Annotated in this window: 19 protein-coding genes and 1 pseudogene; 14 read left to right on the forward strand and 6 right to left on the reverse strand. The window is 37.9% G+C overall.

Going from position 1 to position 23,987, the window contains the following annotated elements; all coding sequences use genetic code 11:
- Positions 1-89 precede the first annotated feature (89 nt).
- From ACOH2D_RS14780 to ACOH2D_RS14795, 4 genes are read left to right on the forward strand one after another with little or no spacing between them, the layout of a single operon-like run.
- The gene (locus tag ACOH2D_RS14780; protein WP_449535691.1) at positions 90-1,604 is read left to right on the forward strand and encodes a class I SAM-dependent DNA methyltransferase; all 1,515 of its coding nucleotides are present in this window, start codon (positions 90-92) and stop codon (positions 1,602-1,604) included.
- The gene (locus ACOH2D_RS14785; RefSeq protein ID WP_449535692.1) at positions 1,601-2,755 is read left to right on the forward strand and encodes a restriction endonuclease subunit S; all 1,155 of its coding nucleotides are present in this window, start codon (positions 1,601-1,603) and stop codon (positions 2,753-2,755) included. Before ACOH2D_RS14780 ends, ACOH2D_RS14785 begins: the two co-directional genes overlap by 4 nt.
- Before the next feature lie 3 nt (positions 2,756-2,758).
- Positions 2,759-3,766, forward strand: coding sequence for a virulence RhuM family protein (locus tag ACOH2D_RS14790; RefSeq protein ID WP_449535693.1), 1,008 nt, complete (start codon positions 2,759-2,761; stop codon positions 3,764-3,766).
- Complete coding sequence (locus tag ACOH2D_RS14795) at positions 3,759-7,298, forward strand: HsdR family type I site-specific deoxyribonuclease (protein ID WP_449535694.1); 3,540 nt, start codon at positions 3,759-3,761, stop codon at positions 7,296-7,298. Before ACOH2D_RS14790 ends, ACOH2D_RS14795 begins: the two co-directional genes overlap by 8 nt.
- 14 nt (positions 7,299-7,312) lie before the next feature.
- Here ACOH2D_RS14795 and ACOH2D_RS14800 read toward each other — a convergent pair whose 3' ends face one another.
- Positions 7,313-7,921 carry a hypothetical protein gene (locus ACOH2D_RS14800; RefSeq protein WP_449535695.1) on the reverse strand — a complete coding sequence of 203 codons (609 nt, stop codon included), beginning with the start codon at positions 7,919-7,921 and terminating at the stop codon, positions 7,313-7,315.
- Positions 7,922-7,937: 16 nt separating this feature from the next.
- Positions 7,938-8,486, reverse strand: coding sequence for a Fic family protein (locus tag ACOH2D_RS14805; protein ID WP_348035812.1), 549 nt, complete (start codon positions 8,484-8,486; stop codon positions 7,938-7,940).
- 834 nt (positions 8,487-9,320) lie between these two features.
- Here ACOH2D_RS14805 and ACOH2D_RS14810 point away from each other — a divergent pair.
- The 10 genes from ACOH2D_RS14810 to ACOH2D_RS14855 all read left to right on the forward strand — a co-directional run bounded on the left by ACOH2D_RS14810 (position 9,321) and on the right by ACOH2D_RS14855 (position 16,025).
- Complete coding sequence (locus ACOH2D_RS14810) at positions 9,321-10,274, forward strand: Fic family protein (protein WP_449535696.1); 954 nt, start codon at positions 9,321-9,323, stop codon at positions 10,272-10,274.
- A gap of 196 nt (positions 10,275-10,470) precedes the next feature.
- Complete coding sequence (locus tag ACOH2D_RS14815; protein WP_348035805.1) at positions 10,471-10,758, forward strand: DUF6958 family protein; 288 nt, start codon at positions 10,471-10,473, stop codon at positions 10,756-10,758.
- 17 nt (positions 10,759-10,775) lie between these two features.
- Positions 10,776-11,066: a hypothetical protein gene (locus tag ACOH2D_RS14820; protein ID WP_348035806.1), complete on the forward strand. Its 291-nt coding sequence runs from the start codon at positions 10,776-10,778 to the stop codon at positions 11,064-11,066.
- A 240-nt stretch (positions 11,067-11,306) separates the two neighbouring features.
- Positions 11,307-12,521: a dioxygenase family protein gene (locus ACOH2D_RS14825; protein ID WP_348035807.1), complete on the forward strand. Its 1,215-nt coding sequence runs from the start codon at positions 11,307-11,309 to the stop codon at positions 12,519-12,521.
- 318 nt (positions 12,522-12,839) lie between these two features.
- Complete coding sequence (locus ACOH2D_RS14830) at positions 12,840-13,604, forward strand: CNNM domain-containing protein (protein ID WP_449535697.1); 765 nt, start codon at positions 12,840-12,842, stop codon at positions 13,602-13,604.
- A gap of 50 nt (positions 13,605-13,654) precedes the next feature.
- Complete coding sequence (locus tag ACOH2D_RS14835) at positions 13,655-13,831, forward strand: hypothetical protein (RefSeq protein WP_449535698.1); 177 nt, start codon at positions 13,655-13,657, stop codon at positions 13,829-13,831.
- Between the two features lie 615 nt (positions 13,832-14,446).
- Complete coding sequence (locus ACOH2D_RS14840; RefSeq protein WP_449535699.1) at positions 14,447-15,202, forward strand: hypothetical protein; 756 nt, start codon at positions 14,447-14,449, stop codon at positions 15,200-15,202.
- Positions 15,203-15,204: 2 nt separating this feature from the next.
- Positions 15,205-15,642, forward strand: a complete 438-nt coding sequence (locus ACOH2D_RS14845; RefSeq protein WP_449535700.1) for a DUF5675 family protein — start codon at positions 15,205-15,207, stop codon at positions 15,640-15,642.
- A gap of 22 nt (positions 15,643-15,664) precedes the next feature.
- Positions 15,665-15,859 carry a hypothetical protein gene (locus ACOH2D_RS14850; RefSeq protein WP_449535701.1) on the forward strand — a complete coding sequence of 65 codons (195 nt, stop codon included), beginning with the start codon at positions 15,665-15,667 and terminating at the stop codon, positions 15,857-15,859.
- On the forward strand, positions 15,840-16,025 hold the full coding sequence (locus tag ACOH2D_RS14855; RefSeq protein ID WP_449535702.1) for a hypothetical protein: 186 nt from the start codon (positions 15,840-15,842) through the stop codon (positions 16,023-16,025). Before ACOH2D_RS14850 ends, ACOH2D_RS14855 begins: the two co-directional genes overlap by 20 nt.
- A gap of 1,775 nt (positions 16,026-17,800) precedes the next feature.
- Here ACOH2D_RS14855 and ACOH2D_RS14860 read toward each other — a convergent pair.
- From ACOH2D_RS14860 to ACOH2D_RS14875, 4 genes and pseudogenes are all read right to left on the reverse strand, one after another.
- Positions 17,801-19,741, reverse strand: coding sequence for an OmpA family protein (locus tag ACOH2D_RS14860; protein ID WP_449535703.1), 1,941 nt, complete (start codon positions 19,739-19,741; stop codon positions 17,801-17,803).
- 9 nt (positions 19,742-19,750) lie between these two features.
- Positions 19,751-20,689 carry a PorP/SprF family type IX secretion system membrane protein gene (locus tag ACOH2D_RS14865; protein WP_449535704.1) on the reverse strand — a complete coding sequence of 313 codons (939 nt, stop codon included), beginning with the start codon at positions 20,687-20,689 and terminating at the stop codon, positions 19,751-19,753.
- A 33-nt stretch (positions 20,690-20,722) separates the two neighbouring features.
- Positions 20,723-23,047, reverse strand: a complete 2,325-nt coding sequence (locus tag ACOH2D_RS14870) for a T9SS type B sorting domain-containing protein (protein ID WP_449535705.1) — start codon at positions 23,045-23,047, stop codon at positions 20,723-20,725.
- 50 nt (positions 23,048-23,097) lie between these two features.
- Positions 23,098-23,987 (reverse strand): annotated as a pseudogene (locus ACOH2D_RS14875) (hypothetical protein); the annotation flags it as partial.

Consider the following 23,987-nt stretch of genomic DNA (forward strand, 5'->3'; position numbering starts at 1 on the left):
TCTATATTCATATAATTTTAGCTTTACAGAGCAATACTCACTGGGTTTTGCTATTTTTAGAGCTTTAACCAATCCTACTAAACAATTTCATGGCAAAAACCAAAAACACCTTTGAACAAGATCTGTTTAAAGCAGCAGATAAATTGCGTAAAAACATCGATGCAGCAGAGTATAAACACGTGGTGTTAGGGCTCATCTTTCTAAAATACATCTCAGAATCCTTTAATGAATTATACCATAAATTGGAAGCCGACGAATGGAGCGATCCTGAAGATCGGGATGAATATATTGCAGAAAACTGCTTCTTCGTTCCTAAACTTGCGCGTTGGAGCCATATTCACGCCAACGCCAAACTACCGAGCATCGGACAAACTATTGACGAAGCGATGGAGGCTGTTGAAAAAGAAAACAAAGAACTAAAGAACGTTCTGCCGCAAGTGTATGGCAAAGCCAATTTGGACAAAACCTCTTTAGGCGAATTGATTGACTTGATTTCCAACACCGAACTGCAAGTAGAAAACGAAAACTCTAAAGATCTATTTGGGCGGGTTTATGAATATTTCTTGGGCGAATTTGCCAATGCCGAAGGTAAAAAAGGCGGACAATTCTACACCCCAAAAGCTATTGTAAAATTGATGGTTGAAATGATTGAGCCTTATAAAGGACGTGTTTATGATCCTGCCTGTGGTTCTGGTGGCATGTTTGTGATGTCGGAGAAATTCGTCACTGAACATAGCGGAAACATTAAAGACATTACCGTTTACGGACAAGAAAGCAACCAAACCACTTGGAAACTCTCACGGATGAACCTTGCCATTCGTAATATCAACTCGCAGTTTGTGTCTTGGAATACGGAAGGCTCGTTTTTAAAAGATGCGCATCCCGACCTAAAAGCCGATTACATTCTAGCCAATCCGCCATTTAACCAAAAGGAATGGGGCATAGATATTTTACAGGATGATGCGCGTTGGCAATACGGCATCCCTCCTAGCGGCAACGCCAACTTTGGGTGGATGCAACATATGCTATACCACTTGGCACCCAATGGTGTGATGGCAACAGTATTGGCTAATGGCTCGTTAAGTTCTAATACCTCAGGCGAAGGGGAAATACGCAAAGCCTTAGTAGAAAATGATTTGGTGGAATGTATTGTAGCCTTGCCAAAACAATTATTTTATAACACTGGAATTCCTGCTTGCATTTGGTTTTTACGCCGAGAGAAAAGTGACCATAGCAAAGAAGTCTTATTTATTGATGCTTCAGAAATGGGACACATGACCAGTCGTGTGCACCGCGATTTTAGTGATGAGGATATTGCCTTGATTCGCGATACCTATTACAATTGGAGAAAATCGGAGAGAATCGAACTCTACGCCGATATTAAAGGCTTTTGTAAATCTGCAACTATTGAGGAGATTCGCAAACATAATCATGTATTAACACCAGGGCGTTATGTGGGGATTGAAGATGAAGAAGACGATGGCATTCCTTTTGAAACAAAAATGGCTGATTTAACAGCTACTTTAAAGGAACAAATGGAGCAAGAAGAAGCTTTAAATGAAGAAATTAAAACACAACTGGCCAATATTGGATTTGAATTATGAGTCAAACGAAAGAGAATATTCCAGAGGGATGGGTAGAAACTACTTTGGGTGAAGTAGCTACTTTTCAAAGAGGGTTTGACTTAAGAAAAACTGACAGAGAGGAAGGCGAGTATCCAGTAATAGTTTCAAATGGAGAGGATGGTACTCATAGAGATTGTAAAGTTTTAGGCCCTGGAATTGTTACTGGACGAAGTGGTTCTTTAGGAAGTATCTTTTTAGTAAAGAAAGACTTCTGGCCTTTGAACACTACATTATGGATTAAAGATTTTCACAATAACGACGTGGAATTTCTTTATTATTTTCTAAAAACATTTCCTTTTGAAAAATATAATTCTGGATCTGGAGTGCCCACTCTCAACCGAAATCATATTCATCCATTGCCTATCATCATAACTAAAAACAATAATGAACAAAAAGCCATCGCCAAGGTCTTAACTGCTTTTGATGATAAAATAGAAAACCTACGCGCACAAAACGAAACCTTAGAGCAAACCGCAAAAACTATTTTTACAGAATGGTTTGAAAAATATCAAATTGGGGATGAATTGCCTGAAGGATGGAAGATTGGAAAGTTGGGTATGGTAACAAAAATCTGCGGGGGAACGACACCAAGTACAAAAAATCCTGATTTTTGGGACGGAGATATTCATTGGACTAGTCCAAAAGACTTAAGTAATTCAAAAGAGATGTTTTTACTTTCTACTGAAAAGAAGATTACTAAGGCGGGATTAAAGAAAATAAGTTCAGGATTACTTCCTAAGAAGACTTTACTATTATCCTCACGCGCTCCGATTGGCTATTTAAGTTTTACAAATGTAGAATTGGCAATTAATCAAGGTTATATCGCATTACTAGCTAACCAATACCTATCTAATCAATTTATGTATTTATGGTTGAATAAATTTATGAAAGTTGTAGAAAACGCAGGCAATGGATCAACTTTCTTAGAGATTAGCAAAACTTCATTTAGAAATATTGATTGTATTATTCCAGAGAAAAACATATTAAAAGATTTTGATAATTTGATAAAACCGTTGTTTGATAAAATTTTATCCAATCTCAACCAAATCAAATCCTTATCCCAAACCCGAGACACCTTATTACCAAAATTAATGAGTGGAGAACTGCGGGTAAATGAATTTAAAGTTTAGGTTATGGCAAATGACTTACAAAAAATAGACAATTTTGTTATTTTTAAAACTGAAACTGCTAAGGTCAATGTAGAGGTATTCTTTAAAGATGATACACTTTGGCTCACGCAAAAAGCCATGAGTCAGCTTTTTGATAAAGGCAGAAGTACGATTACCGAGCATATACAACGTGTTTTTGCGGAAGGTGAACTCATCGAACATTCAGTGTGTCGGGATTTCCGACATACTGCCAAAGATGGGAAGATTTACCAAACCAAGTTTTATAATCTCAAAGTTATTACAGCTGTTGGTTATCGCGTAAACTCCCCAAGAGCGACAGCATTTAGAAAATGGGCTACTGAGGTGCTTCACGACTATATCGTTAAAGGTTTTGCCATGGACGATGAACGCTTAAAGCAAAGCAAACATTTTGGGCAAGACTATTTTGATGAAATGCTTGAGCGTATTAGAGAAATTCGCTTGAGCGAAAGACGCTTTTATCAAAAAATCACAGATATTTATGCACTTTCGGCGGACTATAGCAACAACGAAAGCATTACCAAAACTTTCTTCGCAACAACACAAAACAAACTACATTGGGCGATACAGGGCAAAACTGCTGCCGAAATTATTTATTCCAAAGCAGACGCTAACAACATAGCGATGGGTCTAAAATCGTGGAAAAATGCACCCGATGGTAAAATCTTGAAATCTGATGTTACCGTCGCTAAAAACTACTTAGAAGAAGAGCATTTAAAACAATTACAACGTCTGGTGACGGCCTATTTGGATTTGGCAGAAAACAGGGCGCAAAGAGGTATTGTGATGAATATGAAAGATTGGGTGGTGTTTTTAGATAAATTTCTTGAACTATCAGATTATCCTATTTTATTGGATAATGGGAAAGTAACCGCTTTAGAAGCAAAACTAAAAGCAGAACAAGAATACGATGTTTTTAGAATAGAACAAGACCTGAATTATATTTCAGATTTTGATAAAGAAATAAAACGTTTGAAAAATAAAAATGACTAAAATTACCGAAGACAGCATCGAGCAAGCGTTTATAGCCCAACTTATTGAGCAGGGCTACACCTATCATTACGGACCCGATATTGCACCTTACAGTAAAAACCCACAACGCGAGAGTTTTGAGTCGGTTTTATTGGAGCAACAATTAAAAGCTGCTATCCAAAAGCTAAATCCAGATGTATCTGAGATTGCAAGAACTGAGGCCTTTCAAAAAGTAAAAAATTTGGGCACCTTAGATGTAATGGAAAACAACGAACGTTTTCATACCTATCTCACCAATGGCGTCACGGTAGAATATCATAAAGATGGCAGAACACGCGGTATCAATATAAGGTTAATAGACGTGGCTCAGCCACAGAACAATAGCTTTTGGGCAGTCAATCAATTGGTGGTTAAAGAAAATAATAATGAAAAGCGTTTTGATGTGGTCATCTTCGTAAATGGTTTGCCTTTAGTTTTTGCCGAACTTAAAAATGCTACCGACGAGCAAGCCACATTAATTAGAGCGCACCAACAAATTCAGAATTATAAAACAGCAACGCCCACTATTTTTTATTTCAACAGCATTTGTATTATCAGCGATGGTATTGATGCCAAAACATCCAGTCTATCTGCACCTTTTTCGAGATATTTAAGTTGGAAAGCACCCCTGCCCTCTAAATCCCTAAAGGGAGGACCGGTGCCATCCGTTCTAAATTCTGCAAATAAGGCTATCTACCCGATTCTACTAGAGCGTGCAAAAGAAATGCGATTAAAACCTACAAAAGCAGAAGCTCTTTTATGGGTAGCATTAAGAGGAAAAGGCATAGACGAAAAGTTTAGACAGCAACATATAATAGATCAGTATATAGTAGATTTTGCTTGTATAAAAAAGGGGATTATTATTGAAGTAGATGGAGAAATACACAACTCACAACAAGAAATAGACCACGAAAGAACAATAGTTTTAGAATCTTTAGGATATGACGTTCTTCGTTTTACAAATGATGAAGTCATTAATAATATTGAGAATGTAAAAGCAACAATTAAAAATCATTTAATAAAGAAACCACTCCCTTCAACGTCACCCCCTTTAGGTTTGGGGCGGACAGAATTACAAATTCTTACAGAGCACATGCTCAATAAAAAAACGCTGGTAGAACTCATTCGCTATTGTACCGTTTTTGAGCAAGAAGAAAAAAAGGATAAAAAAACAGGCTTAATCTTTCAAGTCAAGATTAAAAAAGTAGCGGCCTATCATCAATATTATGCCGTTCAAAAAGCCGTTGACCAAACCGTAAGAGCCACACACAATGAAGATGGGGATCGTAAAATTGGCGTCGTTTGGCACACACAAGGTTCAGGAAAATCACTATCCATGGTGTTCTATAGCGGGCAAATTGTGACGCATCCCGCCATGGGTAACCCAACCATCGTTATCCTTACGGATAGAAATGATTTGGACGATCAGCTTTTTTCCACTTTTGGGAACTGTAAAGAATTATTACGCCAAACCCCCGTACAAGCGCAAAACAGAGAACACATTAAAGAACTATTAAACGTGAGCGGGGGTGGCGTTATTTTTACCACCATTCAAAAGTTCTCCCCAGAAGAAGGTAATGTTTTTGACACGTTGTCCGAGCGCACCAATATTGTTGTAGTTGCCGATGAAGCACACCGTAGCCAATATGGTTTTAAAGCCCGCGAAGTTGAAACTGATGAAGGCAGCGAAATCAGATATGGCAATGCGAAGTATTTAAGAGATGCGCTACCCAACGCCTCATACATCGGTTTTACAGGAACACCCATAGAAAAAGAAGATAAGTCAACGCCAGCCGTTTTTGGCGAGTATATAGATGTTTATGATATTAAACAAGCGGTAGATGATGGCGCCACAGTACCCATTAGTTACGAATCACGATTGGTAAAAATAAAATTGGATTCGCAAACCGCTGCAACTATTGATGAAGAAATAAACGCTATTGCACACGTTTCTGAGGAACAATTAGAATATGTAAAAAAGAGAACTGCCACCATTGAAGCCGTAATCGGGCATCCTGAACGTATTATAGATATTGCTAAGGATTTAGTGGCACATTTTGAAGCACGCCAAGAAGTATTTGATGGCAAAGCGATGATTGTTGGAATGACCCGCAGAATTTGTGTATTGCTCTATAATGAAATCGTGGCATTGCGTCCTGAGTGGCATAATGACGATTTAGCTCAAGGTACTATTAAAGTGGTTATGACCAGCTCGTCTGACGACCTCCCTATCTTTCAACCCCACCATACTACAAAAAGACAACGCAAGGAATTGGCGTTGCGAATCAAAGACAAGAACGATCCTTTACAATTGGTTATTGTGCGTGATATGTGGCTCACAGGTTTTGACGCGCCAAGTTTACACACCTTGTATGTCGATAAAAAAATGCAGGGCGCTAATTTAATGCAGGCCATTGCCAGAGTAAACCGAGTTTATGGAGATAAGCCAGGCGGTTTAATTGTGGATTATATCGGCATCGGTCAAGATCTTCGAAATGCTATGGCAGTTTATTTACAAAGCGGTGGCGAAGGCAGTCCAGTGGTAGATATTAAAGAAGCCATTGCAGGAATGCTTGAAAAGTTTGAAGTGGTGGAGCAAATGTTTTCGGGTTTTGATTTTAGAAGTTATTTCACTTCGGAAGTCTCAAGACGATTACAGATTATTTTAGGAGCGCAGAACTTTATTTTAGCAACACCAAAACTGAAAGATCGTTTCTTAAAAGAAGTGACCCTATTGTCTAAGCTGTATGCGATGTCCGTACCAAGTCCACAGGCCAACGAGATTAAAGATGACATTGCATTTTTCCAAGCGATTAAAAGTAGAATCAACAAGTTTTCTGGCAATAACGTTATTTCAGATTACGAAGTTGAAACTGCCGTCAAACAGATTATTGACGACAAGTTAGGCAGTGATGGCATCATCGATATATTTCAAGCCGCGGGAATAGAAAGTCCATCGGTAAGCATTCTTTCAGATGAGTTTTTATTGGAAGTAAAAAATATGCAACAAAAGAACGTTGCTTATGAATTACTCAAAAAGTTACTGAGTGATGAAGTAAGAGTACGCAAAGTCAAGAATATAGCACAAGGGAAGCGTTTTTCAGAGATGTTAGAATCAATCGTTAAAAGATACCACAACAATCAAATAGATTCGGCACAAGTCCTTGCAGAGCTTTCTGAAATGGCTAAAGAAATGCGATTGGAAGATCAAAAGAGTGTAGACCTTAAATTGACTCCTGAAGAATACGCTTTTTACACCGTGCTATCTCAAAACGATTCCACAAAAATGCTAGACGATAACAAGATGCGAGAACTTATTCACACCATCGTTGATGTGGTCAGACATAACGCCACGGTAGATTGGCAAAACAGAGATGATGTTCGTGCCAAATTAAGGCTTACCGTTAAAAAGATTTTGATGCGCTACGGCTATCCACCAGATTTAGCGAAGTTGGAAGCTGATAAGGTTTTGGCGCAGAGTGAAAACTTGGCGGCGTTTTTTGCGGGGAAGTGATATTTTTGTTTGATCTAATTTATAGTTTCATTTAATGAAAAACTTTCCTTTTTTGACAAAACATAAAACAAATATTTCGTTTTATAAGGCTCATAAACATTTATTTTAAACCTCATTAAATCTGAACATTCTTCAAAAGAACGGAAAGGTTTGTCGAGAATACTTTCCCAATCATCATGTTTTGAAACGTATTTTGCCAATCCGTTTTTCACACCCCACTTTTTATCATATTCTTTTTTTTCATCAATATCAAGGTGTGCAACAATTAGAATAAACATATTACTATTTCTATCGTCATAATCTCTATTAATAAAATTCACATAATCCCTATCTTTTTTAAAATCCTTTGAGAATGAATATTTGAATTCAATTTTGTAAGCAGCAAGACCGTCATTAACATTAATAATTGACAAGTCTGTTTTGGTTCTATTTTCTCGTGGGTATTCTGCAAGAGCTCTATAGTTTAAGTTCTTATTATTGAAAACATAATTTAATTGTTCCAAAATCCTATTTCTAATGAAGGACTCTTGCTTTAAATTAAAATAGTTTTGATTTATTTTAGTGAGCTCATCTTTAAATTCTTGACTGTCTATTATTTTAATTATTTGATTCTTAATATTCATGATTCGTAAGTTTTTTTTAGACTCTAACTAATTTCAATAATGGTTCAAATGCATAGAGCGCTGGTCTTCGCCCAGAAGATTCCTCTATCGTACTCAATAAACCTTTATCTAACAGCATTCTAGTGAATCTAGCAGCAGTTGGTGTCGGTATTCCACTTTTAGAAGTAAATCTATTATTTCTAAAAATGGGGTTAGTGAAAATAAAGTCTAAGGCATTCACACTCCATTTTGATGATAAAGTATCCGAAAAAACATGCTTCATTTCTTCGTATAAGTTTTTTATGCTTTCTGCAATTTCTAAATTTCTAATTGCTTGTTTTTCAATTGCATTAAAAAAGAAAATACACCATGCTTCCCAGTCATTGTTTTCTGATACGTTTCGCATAGTATCAATATACTCGTCTTTATGCTCTTCTAAATATCCACTTACGTAGAAGTGAGGTTCTGATATCGTCCCTGATGACCACAACAGTAATGTAATTAACATACGTCCAATTCTTCCATTGCCATCTTGAAAAGGGTGAAGCGCTTCAAATTCAAGATGCATTAAAGCCGCTTTTACTATGGATTAACATCAAGATTGCTTGATAATCATATTTTTGATTATTTGATAGACAAACACGTTTGATGTATATGAATTAGCGTCAAAGTAGCTTGATGTAGATATTTATCAAAAAATGATAGTCAATGTTTTTTTTCAATGTCAGTAATTTAGTGCGCTCTTTTACAAATTCTGACAGCTCTTTCATTATATGCATTAAACATAATGAAAAACAAATACAATAAATTATATGCAGAAACCTACACTATTGTCCAGGAAAAGAATCAAGACATTTCGACAAGTTCAGTAACCGCCACTGCGTTGATAGAACCTAGAATATAGACCCGTGTCGTAAAGCATTGGGCATATAATTTACGACTCAGACTAAATTCTCATTTTTTATAAGCGTTTCTAATAAAAAATAAATGAAGCCCATCGTTGAAGAAAACTTTAAAAATCGCTATATACAAATGGTTACGCGAAATACTGCAAGTTTTAATCGGACATAAATGATTATTAATGAAAGAAAAAATGATAAAATTATGGTTACTCCAGCGCATAAGGGACTTGCACCCTCTAAATTAATATTTTACTTTGCAGTAAGGTAAAGATGCCCATACTGGGCACACACACCGTGTAAAAATAATTGCTTGGTTCTCGCCTACTTGGAAATTCCATCGGAATTCCCACAGGCTCGGACAATTTTAGTATTTTAGGTGTTTAACCTACGCACCTTTTCTTACACCAAACGTTGTGCAACATAAACTATGTGCCTTAATGAACATAAAAAATTTCGTTATAATCCAAAAATTAAGTATTTGATCGTACCTTTGATAGTATCAGATGATAGTATCAAGAATGAAACCACCATACATAATAACACCAGAAATATTAAAGTTAATCACTTCCATTTCCGAAAAAATCGGAGAGGTTAATGCCAACTTTTTAAATAGACCTTCCCCAAAATTAAGAAAACAAAATCGTATTAAAACAATTCATTCCTCTTTAAAAATCGAGGGAAACAGTTTAACCGAAGAACAGATTATAGCACTTTTGGAGCACAAAAGAGTTATCGGTCCAAAAAAAGACGTTGTTGAAGTGTTAAACGCCATAGAAATTTATGAGAACCTAGAAAAGTATAATCCAAAAAACGAAACCTCATTTCTTAAAGCTCATTTACATTTAATGGAGGGATTAATTGAAAACCCTGGAAAATACAGGAAACAAGGAGTTGGAATTGTAAAGGGTTCAAAAGTAGAACATATGGCGCCACCTTCTGACAATGTTCCATTTTTAATGAAGGACCTATTTGAATATCTAAAAAATGAAGATGAAATAGAACTAATTAAAAGTTGCGTTTTTCATTACGAAATGGAATTTATTCACCCCTTTTTAGATGGAAATGGAAGAATGGGAAGGCTATGGCAAACCCTAATATTAATGGAGAAATATCCCGTTTTTGAATTTCTACCTTTTGAAACACTAATTAGCAATGATCAAGAGAAATATTATAGAGCACTATCTGAAAGTGATAAATCTGGACAGTCAACAAAATTTATTGAATATATGCTTAGCGTTATTGACTCGTCTCTCAGTGAGCTATTAAATTTCAAAAACAGAACCTTGAAAGAGGAGGATAGATTAGAATATTTCGTTTCATTGAATACAACAGAATTTAACAGAAAAGACTACATGACAATTTTTAAATATATATCTTCAGCTACGGCAAGCCGAGATTTAAAGAAAGGCGTGGAATTAGATTTATTTGAAAAAATTGGAGAAAAGAATAAAACGATATATCGCCTAAAATAACTGGGCACAACACCGTATCCTCTAGGCTATGGCTTGGTCTGTTCCTATTTGGAAAAGCTATGGATTTCCCAAAGATAGTTTATATTTGAGAAGGTTCGTGCTAAAACACGCCACAGCTCATATCATAAACGTTGTACTCATTGAAAGTAGACACCGCTGTAACATCAAACAGATGTCCAATAATAAACAGTCATATATGGAACAAAGAATTCAACTCATACATCCTGAAGGCAAAAAAGCAGTCACAATGAACAAATCCAAATATGATGCTTTGAAAAATGCATTATTAAATCAACTAAAGAAAAATGGTGAATTAACCCATGTAGAACTATTGGATGTAATTACCCAAGATTTCAAAAAGAATAAGATTCAGTTTGAAGGTTCCATACCGTGGCACATGGAATGGGTGAAACTTGACCTTGAAGCAAATAAAATTATTCAAAGGGTGAAGGATACAGCCCCACAAAAATATACCCTAAAATAAAAACCAATAAACTGAACTTGAAAAAAGGACTAAGCATAAAACTGACAATTATTTTACTGTTGACAGGTATGTTGACTGCTTTTTTTTATGTCCATGAAACATTTCCAAAACCAATCAGAGCAGCTACTGCCTTATTGGGAACACCAACAGCAATTGCTTCTGGACTATCCTACTATTTAAATCTTGGAATACCTGTTTATGAAACTCCATGGGCAGTGGTGTTTTCAAATCTAATTGCATCAATCATAATTGTTATTTTGAGTAACACTTTTTTGGAGTGGCGTAGAAAACGAAAAGAACTATCTTAAAACCGATATGGGGAAATTATCAAAAGTAAAACGACAGAAAACGCTTCCGGCGTGGAGGATTCTATTAATGAAGTGAAAGATGAACAAAAGCGAAAAGACAGTTTTCATTTACTTAAATTAATGCCAAAAAAAAAAAAGCAGGCAAGAATCTAAGGTCAATTTTTGTTATTTTAAGTGTTTAACCCACGCAACTACACTTACAACAAGCGTTATGTGCAACCCAAAAAAATCGTAACACCAATGAAAAAAACAATAAAAATCATCATTTTGATTGCTTTGGTAAGCACGTTAACGAATTGTAACGGACAAATCAAAACTGATAGAAAACAAACGGAAGTCAAAACCGACAAGAAAAAACTTGTTGGTGGAGGATGTGACGGTTGCGAATTGATGTATGTTGGAATGCCGAAAAACATTAAGTCAATCGACACAAGTGCAGGCTGGACAGAAAAAGGTCAAAAACTTTTGATAACAGGAACAGTTTATAAACTTGGCGGCAAAATTCCTGCACCAAACGTTGTGATTTATTATTGGCAAACTGACAATAACGGATATTATTCCTCAAAAGACGGAATGGATGAACAAGCAAAAAGACACGGACATATTAGAGGTTGGGTAAAATCGGACGAAAATGGAAAATATTCAATTTATACAATTCGTCCAGCACCTTATCCAAACGATGATATGCCAGCACACATTCACACTTCTGTAAAAGAACCGAATGTTGATGACGAATATTACATTGACGAATTTGTTTTTGATGACGATATCTTATTGACAAGTAAAAAAAGAAAAGCTCTTGAAAACCGAGGCGGAAGTGGTGTTTTAAGAGTGTTGATTGATAAGGATATGCAAGTAGCTGAACACAATATCATTTTAGGACTTAATATTCCAAACTATCCCGAAAAAAATCAGGCAAAACTGAATTCGGGACTTGAAATTGGCGAAGACAATCCTTCGTTTACACCATTCCACGCGTTTGGACCAGATAAAGGAACTAAAACTTGTCCTGTTTGTAAATATGGGAGATTTCACGGAATAGTTTACTTTGTTGGCAACAATCCAAATTGGGACAATATAAAAGATTGGTTATCATTTTTAGAACTTGAAAGCGCAAGTCGCAGTAAGTATTTAAAAGTCTATTTTGTCTATGGCAACGAGAAAAATTACAACAAGGAAAAAAGACAAAAGGAGTTAGAAAATTTGGGAAATGAACTCAATATAAAAAACACAGCTTTAACCTTTGTTCCGTCATTTTCCGACAAGGAAAGCGAAGTAAACCTTAACAAAATAAATCCCGAAGTAGAAAATACATTTGTAATTTATAGAAACAGAGCGATAATTGACAAATTCGTGGACTTAAAACCGACAAAAGAAAATTTCAATCTGATTTCACAAACTTTGGACAAAACAAAAAACGAATATTTTAATCTGCCTGAACCAAAACACGATTGAGATATGGGCAGCACATAACAACGTATATAAAACATAGCTATTATGGGCTTTCCGAGAGGTTTGTGTGTATTTGCGAAGTCCGCCAAATTTTTTAATTTGGTTTTTTGAGAAAATAAGATAAAAAGAAAATTAAAAAATTCGACTTATGCATAATCCGAAAGGTCAGCGCCTATTTACACACTAAGTTTCACATACAAGACCGTTAGTGGCAATGCCCTAAAAAACGCTTTAAAAATAAATAATAAAGTAAAACATACGATGACACTATTACTAATATATCTTTTTATTGCTCTTTTCGTTTCTTTTTTGTGTTCAATAATGGAAGCCGTTTTACTATCAATACCAATTTCATTTTTGAAATCAAAATCTGAATTGGGCGACAAAAATGCAGATGCAATGATTTCGCTCAAAGAAGATATAGATAAACCGTTATCCGCAATCTTATCTTTAAACACAGTGGCGCATACGGTTGGAGCGGCTGGAGTAGGCGCACAGGCAACCGTAGTATTTGGTGAAGCTTATTTTGGTTTGGTTTCAGCGATTTTAACCATTTTAATATTAGTCTTGACCGAAATCATACCTAAAACCCTTGGAGCGAACTATAATAGGGATTTAATAGGCATCTCCTCAAAAATCATCAAAGGGATGATTTATATAATATATCCATTGGTGTGGCTATCTTCTATACTTACAAAAATGCTAGCTAGAGAAAAAGCTCAACTAACAACCAGTAGAGATGAGATTTCGGCATTGGCAAGTATAGGTACACAAGAAGGTGTTTTTGCTGATAGAGAAAACAAAATCATTCAAAACTTAATAAAGCTAAAAAGTTTAAGAATTAAAACTGTGATGACACCCCGAATTGTGGTTGTCACGGCAAATGAAAACATGACATTGCAAGAATTCTTAAAAAATAAAGAATTCCTGCATTTTTCAAGGATTCCAATATACCAAGATAATAGAGACAATGTTACGGGATATGTTTTCAGAGAATTAGTATTTGAAAAATTAGCAGAAGACCAGTTTGATTTAAAGCTAAAAAACATTAAACGTGAAATTGTAGTGTTTTCAAAAAAAACATAACCTTATTTGACGCGTGGGAAGAATTACTTCTGAAAAAGGAACAAATTTCATTGGTTATTGATGAATATGGTGGTATGGATGGGATTACAACTCTTGAAGATATTATAGAAACTCTACTTGGTTTCGAAATTATAGATGAAAAAGACCAAGTAGATGATATGCTACAATTTGCTTTGAAAAGGTGGCAAGAAAAGCAAAAGAAATATGAACTTTTAAAAAATGAATAATAGCACAGCCACTAGTCGAGTAGGCGGCTCCGCCCCTAAATAGGAACGGAGTGCGCCTATCACACCACCGTACGTACGTGAGCTACGCTCTCAACTTTCAATTAAATGATAATTAATCATTCAATTTCAGTTGCGTATACGGCGGTTCGTAAATCATCACACCAAAGCTCTTCTCACCCTTAACACTATCTTCTACTTTAAGCTTAGGCTACCATTAGTGCTCCAATGCGAATTTTGAAGAGAATTACGTTCAGTCCTTCCCCGCTTGTGAGACCTATGCAGTTTTCTGTAACTCGTTTCCCATAGGTACTATGACTTCTGCTGACTTCTCTATTTTATCAATTCGTGTTTTTGGAAACCTCCACAGCGCATATGCGTAATTTGGATTGGGAAAGCAATTGAGAAATTTGGAGTCTGTTTTCGTGGATGACACTAAACTTATCGACAACCTACTTTTCGCATTTCTTTTTAAGCTGATTTGTACAATTAAATACTGACAATCTTAACGACATTTATATCTTTTAGAAAATTAATCTTCCCCAAGGTGTTCACATGTTGTGAACAAAGGCTTTTTGTCTGTCCCATATTTGCCATTCACTTTAAAACTATTTTATTATGGCAAAACAAGCTGGAATTATCAAATTAAAAGGAACTATCGATGACATTTCCTTTTACAGAACTGCCGATGGTCATATGGCCAGGGCAAAAGGTGGCATAAGTCGCCAGAGGATTCTTAACGACCCTGCTTTTCAAAGAACCAGGGAAAACGGATCAGAATTTGGAACCGCTGGAAAGGGCGGTAAGCTTATTCGCAATGCCCTCAGAAGCATGATGCAACACGCCAAGGATCGGCTGGTGGTGGGGAGACTGACCAAAGTACTTTTGAGTATCATCAAGACTGATGCTACCAATGAGCGAGGTCTGCGCACCATTGAAAATGGCACTATGGACCTTTTAATGGGTTTTAATTTTAATGGTGCCTCACCCTTGGGAACCACTCTTTATGCCGCTTTTGATGCGTTATTTGACCGTGTGACTGGTGAGGCGACCATTGACTTGGAGGCTTATAGTCCGATGGTCCGAATTGCTGCTCCCGCAGGGACCACTCATTATCGCATCGCTTTGGGAGGCGCAGAATTAGATTTCCCGAACATGCAATTTGGTTTCTCAACAAGCAATTCAGGAATACAAGCTTATGATCCAGTGGAGCTACCTGCCTCCTCTATGACGGTTACTCTCACTCCGGCTTCTACATTACCTGTGGTACAAGTTGTGGGCATTGAGTTTTTTCAGTTGGTCAACGGCGAATATTACCCTCTTAAAAACGGTGCCAACAACGCATTAGCCATTGTAGGGGTGGATAATATCTAGCGATGGAAATCAGTCTGACCAGAGTTTATAAAAGTGGGGGTACGAACGGTACCCTCACTTTAAACGGGCATTTTCTCTGTTTTACCATCGAGCTGCCTTGGAGAGAGAACAAGAGACTTATTTCTTGCATCCCTGAAGGTGTTTACGAGCTTCAACCGCGATTTTCTGATAAGCATAAGGCACACTTGCAGGTACTGGATGTTTTTAATAGGAGTCAGATCCTGATTCATGGCGCAAATGATGCCTTTAGGGAGCTACAGGGTTGTATTGCTCCAGTTATGCAACTGACGGGAATTGGAACTGGTATTCAGTCCCAAAGAGCTTTACAGAAATTACTATCTCTATGCCATCAGGCGAGGGACAAGAAAGAACCAATTTTGTTAAACATTAATTCCAATCGTTATGAATATCTTAAACAGATACAACAAACCCACACCTAAATTTTTTCGTATCCTGCGCAACGTGGGTCTGGGTCTTGCTACCGCAGGAGGCACACTTTTGGCGGCGCCAATTGCCATGCCAATGTGGATTGTGAGTGTGGCTACTTATTTTGTGGTGGCAGGTACCGTAGCCACGGCAGTAAGTCAAGCCGTTGTGCAGGACGGTGAGAGCCTAAGCGCCAACAACAACGATCCGGATGAAGACCCTACCGACTAAAGTAGGTACGTTAGGCGGCATAGTGGCCTGCACATTTCCACATATTGGCCGCCAAGAATTATTGGCCACCTGTATTTTGGCCATACTTGGAGCGGTGATCAGTTTTCTGACCACGCTCTTGTTACGCCAAATTTTTAGATGGGCGAGTAAATTTTTCAAATTATGATCTGTAGCCGTTGGGAGCATAAAAGCTTCTAACGGCTATTTTTATACCAAGATTATAAACTAGGAACTATGACAGCATATTCTTATTATATATACATGTATTTCGAATTGTCTACCTAAGAGCAGGTTTCGATTTAACTTTAAAAGTTTAGTCAGCTCTGGTTATATCAATCTATTGTTAACCAACTATTTATTTTATCGGGATTAAAGTGGAGGTCTTTAAAATACATGAAAAGAACCAAGACACTTCGACAAGCTCAGTAACCGCCACTTTGCTGTTAGAACCAAGAACAAAGACTAAACACGTAATTAATTGAAAATAAAGACTGTGAAACTCATAATTAATATGGGTTATGATGTTTTGCAATAGTTTTCAAAAAACCTCGAAATGAAGGAGATTGAGGATCAAAAACATTGAAAGACCTTTATTTATCACTATTTTAAGTAGATCAACGCAACTTTAATCGGACATCAATGAAAGTGTTTATATGATTAACAAAAAAAAATGTAATAATAATAATAATAATAATGGACACTATCCTAAAATCTGTGCAGCAATTTCCTTTAAAGTAACCCTGTATCTACCCTCTTTATATTCTTTTATAATATAAGCAGACATTTTATGTTGAAGAAATATCGGTGTACTCCCCCATGCTCCCCTTTTTCACTAGAATCATATTCGCTTTTCGCAGCATTTTGTGGTTGGAGTATATAGTAGGTCGCCTTTTGACCAATTCACCTAACAAAAAATGGGGCACTTAGCGGCCCCATTTACTTTGGTCTATAATTAACTATAATGATCTACCTTCTAGAACAGATATCTCAAAAACAGCTCATTGGCATTCTTGGCCCTGGCCAGTTCCTTACGGCTCCAAAACACTCTATAAAACAACACGTCTCAAGAGGTTTTTCGTTTCGTCTTCGGGATTCGAAGGCCAGCGCACCAGCTCCCGACAGAGCCTGTCCTACGCGGAGTCAAAGGGCTAGAACTTATTCACCGGAAATTATTCGCCGCTACCATTCATTTACCCTACGATTGTATGCAATCTCGTATAATTCAGTGTATTTATTTAGAATTATACTTAAAAGCATATAATGGAAACATTATCCGAATTTGTGAAAACCGGAGGAAAGAGGTAAATCTACCCAATAAGAGTTTGCCGATAGTTCTTGAGTTGACTTAACCGTTATCAGAAAAATAGAACAAGGCAAGACAAACTTGAACATGAAAAAAGTGAACCTAGTATTGAGCATGTTCGGGTATACACTTGCAGCCGTACCATCAATAAAACAAATGAGGAATGATAAAGGCCAAAATATTTTATGATGCCCTGCTTGCCGGAGAACTTATGGAAGCTGACGATGGCGAATATATATTCTAGTACGAACCCGAGATATAGATAAAAATCTTTCCCATCCAAGACGATGAAAGCAAAGTATATTGATTTGGTCCAACATCACTATCAAAGGATCTATTATTTATCCTCCTTATGTATTAATGATTTGGGCATTAATAATCTAAAAATGCCCTATTCGGTGGGCATACTTTTCGCAACCTCTGGAAGCCCTTATCTAAAAGAGTATTAAACTGTAGGTTCTGTACCCTGCCCCCACTAAAATATTACCATTTAGATAAAAATAAGCCGTCTCAATAACTAAATTGAGACGGCTTCCATCCAATACCTCATATAAACTCAGTTTTATATTTACCGAAGGTATATCTGATTATAAAACCTCTTAAACCCATGGTTAAAGAAAATTCACAATGGTCGATTATCAATTGACAACTATAAACTCGGACCTTCGACTAAGCCTATACTCTACCACAGAACACTTGTACTGGGAACTACAATCGTTGATTAAATCATTTTCACCATAACCAATGGAGGAAATTCTTGATCCACTTATGCCTTGAGAGACAAGATAATCTTTGGTTTCTAAAGCTCTTTTAACTGAAAGTACCTCGTTATAACTTTTACTGCCTCTGGTATCGGTATGGGATCTAATTTCTAGTTTCAAATTTGGATATAATTTCATATAGGTAACAATTTTGTCCAAGTTTAGTTTTGCATCCTCTTTTATCGCCCATTTATCGAAATCAAAGAGAACAGGACTCAAATTTAAATAGTTGCCCAAATTCGTCCCTACTACGGCCATCGGGGCCATTTCAGGTTTCACTGAGACTTCCATTTTATGAATATTTTTATTCTTGCTCATTACAAAAGGAGCTTCATAATTTACATAACCCTCTTTATTTACCACTACTTTATAATCTCCAGGTTTATAGGTTGGTTCCAATCTGAATGTTCCGCTTTTGTCCGTTATCCCTTCAACTACTATCTCATCCTTATGGTTATACACCTTTATTTGGAAATCTGCCAGCGGTTGCCCATCTTCCAAATCCTGTAGGGCACCGTTAATAATATCGAAACATTTAATTTTCAATGGTTTTTCTTCCGTAAAGTAATAGATATCGTCACTCCCCATTCCGCCCTCGCGATTGGAGGTAAAGTAGCCATTCTTGCCCGTACCATCGAGGGCAAGGGCAAAATCGTCCGCTTTGCTATTGATCGGCGCACCAATATTGACAACGCAATTATTTTTCTCATCCTCAAGCTGGGTTGCAAAAATATCTAACCCGCCAAGACCAAGATGTCCGTCGGATGCAAAATACAGTAGATTGGAGGCCGTAACAAAAGGAAACGTTTCGCGTCCCTCTGTATTGATATTTGGACCCATATTAATAGGTTCCCCGAATGAACCGTCCGAATGTATGTTCACGTAAAAAATATCCGAACTCCCGATAGATCCTGGCATATCAGAGGCAAAATACAATCTTTTCCCGTCCGCACTAAGTGAAGGATGCGCCACGGAATAATTATCACTATTAAATGGTAGTTCCGTAACATGCTTCCATTTTCCATTTTCCAAAACAGCCCGGTATATTTTAAGCCTACTTATACCAAGGTTATCTTTAGAAAAACGCCCCTTCTTAAAATTGTTGCGCGTGAAGTACAATGTGTTTCCATCCGCGGAAAATGCGGTAGAGGATTCATGAGCCTTAGTGTCAAGTTCTTTTGAAAACCCAGAAAGCTTAGAGAACGATAAACTTTCAGCAATCGATGCACGGAAAAGCTTATGAAATGGTTTGTTGTTCCAGAGATGAAGGATCCGCGAAAAAAATCCGCTTTCCCTTGCTGAAGAAAAAACTAACTGTTCCTTATACACTGTAGGTGCAAAATCCGATTCTTTGGAATTAATTGAGAGGTTTTGTACTGTGTACCTATTTGAATACTCCTCTATTTGCACCAGATAATCCATGTTTTTTTCAAAATTTAGAGCTCGGGTATCCGCTGGCTCTTTGTCCTTGAATAGCTGCATCCATTGGTTAGATTTATCATAATCCCCGATTGATTTTAAGCACATTGCATAGCGATACAAATATTCCGATTTGGAGTCGTTATTAGGTAGCGCAAGCAATTTTTCATACCACTCTCCAGCTTCCTTGTACTCCGCATTATTGTAGTATGAATCCCCTAGTTTTTGAAGGATTTCTTTATTAGAATAACCCATCTTGACCAAATCCTCAAAAGAAGTAATAGCATCAATATATGAATAATCATCAAAACTTCGTTCTGCTCGTTTTATATTTTGGGCATTACCCAGGCTACAGATCAGAAGATAAAAACTGACCATGGTTATGATTTTTTTGTCCATTATATGATTTTAAAAGAATCTAGGTGTTAATACGCGCCCGTAATGCGATATAAGTTCAAATCTTAGAAAAACCTCTAAGGAACCATCATTGTATTGAGTACCTCCAAGCTCTGTGGTTTCACGGTCATATGCCATTCCCAACATCATTTTCTCATTTATCTGAAACCCGAATAGGGCACTTACGGCCGCATCCCAACGGTATGCTGCTCCCAATGAAAACTTTTCATTGTATAGTAGCGTAGCGGATAGATCAACTTGCAAAGGCGCACCGCTAACTGCCTTAATCAATACTGCCGGTTTTAACTTTAGATTGTAGTTAATGTCCGTGACAAAACCCGAAATGAGATAATACTCCATACTCTCTTTCATTTGATAGGAATTGCTCCCTTCTGCGGTTTCAAAATGGGTTGTCTGTAAAAAATTGGGAACTGAAAGTCCTGTATAGAATCGATCTGTATGGTAATATATCCCCGCACCAAAATTCGGGGAAAACTTCTTATCCACACCAATATCATCGGATGCATGAAGCCCCGGATTATAATTTCTCAATTTAGCCAGGTTTACATCTAACAAATGACCCCCAGCCTTCAATCCTAAGGAAAGTTTTCCAGTACTCGATGTAGGTATGGTATACGCATAATCCAAGCTGAAATAAGTGTTCTGATTCGTACCATTCCCTATTTCATTGTTTACTATGGACATTCCAATTCCAAGCCTTTTAGAAACTGGACTGTTTATGTTCAATGTCTGAGTAGTGGGCGCCCCGTCTAATCCGATCCATTGGGATCTGTAAAGGGCAGCAATACTAAACACACCCCGTGATCCTGCATAAGCGGGGTTTACCACCTGGGTATTGTACATGTATTGTGTATATTGCGCATCCTGTTGCGCAACAGCCCCAGCGAAAGAGGTCGCTATAAATACAAGTGTTATATAAAAATTTTTCATGTTGTATATTATCTTTTATAAATCGGCATCTAATTATTTGTTGAAGTAGAGATAGCCAGATTTTGATCTACTTTTCGCATCTCTTACATATTTAATTATATAAAAATAGACACCAGTTGGCAGGCCCTCTCCTTTTTGTAGTGTAGTCTTGCCGTCAGATATACCCCTAAAAACTTTTGAATAGTTGTCATACCCATCTATTCTAAAGACCATTATGCCATTCCTGTTAAATATTTCTACTGTATTATCAGGAAAACGTTCGATGTTCACAATTTCAAAAAAGCCACCTGGTTTACTTTTGGAGACAAGATCATTTTCTATAAAGAGATCGTCCTTGATGTATCTCTGTTCGGTATAATCACTAATTCCATCTCCATCGCTGTCGGCAAAATCAGCCGGGTCATTTGGATCGGTAGCAGGATTTCCGTTAATTTCAACATAATCAGGCACCCCGTCCCCATCGCTATCCAAAAAATCGCTTGGGTCATTTGGATTGGTAGCAGGTTCACCATTAATTTCAACATAATCAGGTACGCCGTCGCCATCGCTATCCAAAAAATCGCTAGGGTCATTTGGATTCGTAGCAGGATTACCATTGATTTCTACGTAATCTGGTACCCCGTCGCCATCGCTGTCCGTAAAATCTTTAGGATCGTTTGGATTAGTAGGAGGGTTACTATTAATTTCAACATAATCAGGTACCCCGTCGCCATCGCTGTCCGCAAAATCGTTTGGATCATTTGGATTGGTAGCTGGTTGTCCATTAATTTCAACATAATCAGGTACGCCGTCGCCATCGCTATCCTTAAAATCTTTAGGGTCGTTAGGATTGGTAGCAGGATTACCATTGATTTCTACGTAATCTGGTACCCCGTCGCCATCACTGTCCGTAAAATCTTTAGGATCGTTTGGATTAGTAGGAGGGTTACTATTAATTTCAACATAATCAGGTACCCCGTCGCCATCGCTGTCCGCAAAATCGTTTGGATCATTTGGATTGGTAGCTGGTTGTCCATTTATTTCTACATAATCTGGAACACCGTCACCGTCGCTGTCCGCAAAATCACTTGGATCATTTGGATCGCTTTTTGGAATTCCATTGGCCTCTACGAAATCTGGAACACCATCCCCATCACTATCGGCAAAATCGCTAGGATCATTTGGATCTGTAGCAGGATTACCAGTCAGCTCTATAAAATCTGGTACGCCATCGCCATCGGTATCCACCCCAAAGTCTTCAACATAGTCTGGAATACCATCCCCATCCCTATCAGTAAAGTCATTGATGTTATTGGGGTCGCTAGGGGGTGAGGTGTTATTCTCTACATAATCTGGAACCCCATCACCATCGGTGTCAGTATAGTCATTAGGATCTGTGGGATCCGTGGGGGGCAACGAATTGATTTCCACAAAATCTGGCACCCCGTCCCCATCTGTATCCGTTTCGTCCGTAGACACTTTTGCCAAAGTAAACACCCCATAATTTCCTAAAGGGGAGGTCGTCGTAACCGACTGATTTTCAATATTTATAACACTACCTTCCGCTACCCATGCACTTCTTACGGTATCCCACCTTACAATATGTATGTCCGAAGAGTCCCCGCTCAATAGTTCTGTTGGAGTGGTGTTGGAGTCCCATCGCAAGGTGAGACTTACGCTTCCTGTGCCCTGAGTTCTCTCTAACGTCCAGTATTCTACATCATTTATAAACCCTATGATCCCCAAATACACATTATGGGGGTAATCAACATTGCTATTTTCCAGTTTGTAACGGCTTGCAAAGACCGTATTGGAAGCATTTGTTTCAGAGATTGAAAGGTTTCTGTAGAAACCACCATCGCCTATTGGAAATGTAAAGCCAGAATCCCCTTCTTTTAGAACGGTCCCGTCCACATAACTATCCATGGAAGTACCAGTATGACTTGCCGTTGGACCAAAAAGAAAATTCCCTTGAAGATCATTATTCTTAACAATACCTTGTATAAAATCTGCATTATTAACAATCCTTATTGCGGTATTTACTTTAAAGGCCTCGGGCCCGGATGGGTTATTGAAGGCCACGTTATAGAAATTATTGGCACCATTTCCCGATAAATGCTGCATGTTTTTCCCTAAAAATCGGGCGGTCCCACCTATAGGCGCAAGAAAGGAAAAATTGCCTTCGTTGTTATAATCGCCATAAAACTGGAAATCTCCGTTATTATTTACGGTGCCAGTGTCCGTATTACTGAAGTGAGATAGGGAGACGATCTGGGTACCAGGTAGCGCGGTCATTTCCCCGGTATTGGTCACTTGGGCCTGTACGCACAGTACCCCCATGATCAGTAGCCCTCCTATGAGCTTTTTTAATTGATCCATTTTTTTGATTTTCAGTTTATAGGCATAATAGTTATTTGTGCTATCCAAGATTAATAGGTATCTACTATAGTATATAGTTGGTAGGCACGGTTTTTGGGTCTAGTCTCACTATCTCCCCCCCCGGTAATGATGTGGTTGTGATTACCAGCATACCCCGTATCTTGATTATTACTTCTTCCATCTCCATTTACAAGTACAGTATCCCCTGAGGTTGCACTGGACCCCCTGATTTCAGTGGCTGTATCGCCGTAAACTATATGTCTATGATTACCGGTGGTATCTGTAGTGAAATTTGTAGTTGGTCTAGCCGTAGCATTGTTCTGGAAGCTTCCCTCAGCAGCTGCATTACCCCCGGTATTTCTTAGGAACATACCCTCAACATCGGCCGGAAAGACAATGTTGTTGCCTGAGATAAACTCTGGGTACTGTGCCGCCCACAGGGGGTAAGTAATTTTACCATTGATTATGGTGCCAGGCTTAACCTCCAAATAACCATCGGCCCTTGACCTCCCAGATTTAGCGAATACAAACTCCCCAATTCTCTTTGAAGTTGGTGCGGTTGCCCATTCCGGTGCGGTACCGGTAGCATTCATCTTTAAAAATTGACCGGCAGATCCTTTTGGGAAATCTACCCAGTCTGTACCATTGTTATAAAGCATGGAACCTTGCGCCTCTCCTTCAATCTGTATCTTTTTTCCGTCCACTGCATTGTCGGCAATTTTTTCCGTTGTAATATTTTGATCGGCAATCTTCGTCGTTGTTATATTCTGGTCGGCTATTTTAACGGTGGTTATCCCCAAGTCCTTCACCTGTACCCCGTTGGTAGGATCTACTACAATAGTGGCACCATCAACCTTTACTTCCAAATCCATTGCGATTAAAGCGGCATCGTTGGCAACCCCTGTGATGGAACCGTTGGTGGAGGTAACATCCGCTCCTA

The organism is Gelidibacter sp. (assembly GCF_053579655.1).

What these genes read in the sequence shown, in the direction of transcription:
- ACOH2D_RS14790 (WP_449535693.1), top strand. Translation starts at nt 2,759, where the DNA reads ATGGCAAATGACTTACAAAAAATAGACAATTTTGTTATTTTTAAAACT.
- ACOH2D_RS14785 (WP_449535692.1), top strand. Translation starts at nt 1,601, where the DNA reads ATGAGTCAAACGAAAGAGAATATTCCAGAGGGATGGGTAGAAACTACT.
- ACOH2D_RS14870 (WP_449535705.1), bottom strand. Translation starts at nt 23,047, where the DNA reads ATGGATCAATTAAAAAAGCTCATAGGAGGGCTACTGATCATGGGGGTA.
- ACOH2D_RS14800 (WP_449535695.1), bottom strand. Translation starts at nt 7,921, where the DNA reads ATGAATATTAAGAATCAAATAATTAAAATAATAGACAGTCAAGAATTT.
- ACOH2D_RS14845 (WP_449535700.1), top strand. Translation starts at nt 15,205, where the DNA reads ATGGAAATCAGTCTGACCAGAGTTTATAAAAGTGGGGGTACGAACGGT.
- ACOH2D_RS14825 (WP_348035807.1), top strand. Translation starts at nt 11,307, where the DNA reads ATGAAAAAAACAATAAAAATCATCATTTTGATTGCTTTGGTAAGCACG.
- ACOH2D_RS14780 (WP_449535691.1), top strand. Translation starts at nt 90, where the DNA reads ATGGCAAAAACCAAAAACACCTTTGAACAAGATCTGTTTAAAGCAGCA.
- ACOH2D_RS14865 (WP_449535704.1), bottom strand. Translation starts at nt 20,689, where the DNA reads ATGAAAAATTTTTATATAACACTTGTATTTATAGCGACCTCTTTCGCT.
- ACOH2D_RS14815 (WP_348035805.1), top strand. Translation starts at nt 10,471, where the DNA reads ATGGAACAAAGAATTCAACTCATACATCCTGAAGGCAAAAAAGCAGTC.
- ACOH2D_RS14860 (WP_449535703.1), bottom strand. Translation starts at nt 19,741, where the DNA reads ATGGACAAAAAAATCATAACCATGGTCAGTTTTTATCTTCTGATCTGT.
- ACOH2D_RS14795 (WP_449535694.1), top strand. Translation starts at nt 3,759, where the DNA reads ATGACTAAAATTACCGAAGACAGCATCGAGCAAGCGTTTATAGCCCAA.
- ACOH2D_RS14855 (WP_449535702.1), top strand. Translation starts at nt 15,840, where the DNA reads ATGAAGACCCTACCGACTAAAGTAGGTACGTTAGGCGGCATAGTGGCC.
- ACOH2D_RS14830 (WP_449535697.1), top strand. Translation starts at nt 12,840, where the DNA reads ATGGAAGCCGTTTTACTATCAATACCAATTTCATTTTTGAAATCAAAA.
- ACOH2D_RS14810 (WP_449535696.1), top strand. Translation starts at nt 9,321, where the DNA reads ATGAAACCACCATACATAATAACACCAGAAATATTAAAGTTAATCACT.
- ACOH2D_RS14840 (WP_449535699.1), top strand. Translation starts at nt 14,447, where the DNA reads ATGGCAAAACAAGCTGGAATTATCAAATTAAAAGGAACTATCGATGAC.